This is a genomic window from uncultured Caballeronia sp. (assembly GCF_964243625.1).
In the GTDB taxonomy this organism is placed as follows: Bacteria; Pseudomonadota; Gammaproteobacteria; order Burkholderiales; family Burkholderiaceae; genus Caballeronia.
Window position 1 is genome coordinate 865 of sequence record NZ_CAXTGZ010000791.1, and the last position, 1,528, is coordinate 2,392.

The 1,528-nt window shown below is 60.3% G+C and carries 1 protein-coding gene and 1 pseudogene (1 of these 2 cut by a window edge); both read left to right on the plus strand.

Annotation, left to right across the window (positions count from 1 at the left end; translation table 11 throughout):
* Positions 1-310, plus strand: a pseudogene (locus ACFFAR_RS30940) (benzoate/H(+) symporter BenE family transporter) (it extends 855 nt beyond the left edge of the window).
* A gap of 276 nt (positions 311-586) precedes the next feature.
* On the plus strand, positions 587-1,528 hold a 942-nt coding region (gene tal / locus ACFFAR_RS30945), incomplete at its 3' end, for a transaldolase (protein WP_375509195.1).

Genomic DNA, 1,528 nt, shown 5'->3' on the forward strand with positions numbered 1-1,528 from the left:
CCGCCGATACATGGCGGCCGTCTGGTGCGGCATTTTCTATCTGGTCGCCGGCATCTTCGGGGCCACCATCGCGGCGCTGTTCGGGTCGCTGCCGAAGGCGCTGGTAGTCTCGGTCGCGGCGCTCGCGTTGTTCGGCTCAATCATGAGCGGTCTCACCAACGCCATGCACGACATTCGCGAGCGCGAAGCAGCGCTTGTCACGTTCATGGTGACGGCGTCGGGGCTCACGCTTTTATCGATAGGATCGGCATTCTGGGGTCTTGTCGGCGGCATCGTCACGCAGATTGTGCTGAACGCGCGCCGGGCGTAGATTCAGGGTGCCGACGCGAAATGTTCACAGGGCCGGCGTGTAATGGGCTTGTTCACCTTGCGCGGCGCGCCGGAACCTCTGCTAGCTCGGGCACTCGAACTGCAGCGGGAAACACCGACGCCTGCGCCAAATTGCGCAGCAGGACTAGAATGTCACTCTTGTGCGAGACAATTGCCAGAAGGTTTGGCGCCGCGGCATCACGTGCGGTCTCGCAACCTCCTTTCAACGCGGGCAATCCGCATCTTTGACAACGGCACAACGCGCCGAAGACCAGATATGACATCCGCTCTCGACCAGCTCAAGCAATACACCACCGTCGTCGCCGATACCGGCAACTTCCAGCAACTCGGCGAATTCAAACCGCAGGACGCGACCACGAACCCGTCGCTGATCTTGAAGGCCGTCCAGAACGACGACTACAAGCCGCTGCTCGAAAAGACCGTCAAGGATCACGCGAGCAAGTCTACGGGTCACATCATCGACCAGTTGCTGGTGGCGTTCGGCAAGGAAATCCTGAAGATCGTCCCGGGCCGCGTGTCCACTGAAGTCGATGCACGTCTTTCGTTCGACACGAAGGCTTCCGTCGACAAGGGCCGCGAGATCATCAAGCTGTACGAAGATGCGGGCATCGACCGCAAGCGCATCCTGATCAAGCTCGCGTCCACGTGGGAAGGCATCCGCGCCATGGAAACGCTGCAGAAGGACGGCATCCACTGCAACATGACGCTCCTGTTCGCACCGGTGCAAGCAGCGGCTGCAGCGGACGCGGGCGCGCAACTGATCTCGCCGTTCGTCGGCCGTATTTACGACTGGTACAAGAAGTCGGCGGGCGCGGACTGGGACGAAGTGAAGATGGGCGGCGCGAACGATCCGGGCGTGCAGTCGGTGCGCAAGATCTACGCGTACTACAAGAAGTTCGGCTACAAGACCGAAGTGATGGGCGCAAGCTTTCGCACGGTCAATCAAATCACGGAACTGGCCGGCTGCGATCTGCTGACCATCAGCCCGGATCTGCTCAAGAAGCTTGCCGAGAGCAATGACAAGGTTGAGCGCAAGCTGTCGCCGGAAGCCGTTGCAAACGACAAGGTCGACAAGATCAACGTCGATGAGTCGAGCTTCCGCTTCCTCCTGAACGACGACGCCATGGCGACCGAAAAGCTCGCCGAAGGCATTCGCGGTTTCGCTGCCGACGCCGTCAAGCTCGAAAAACTGATCGAA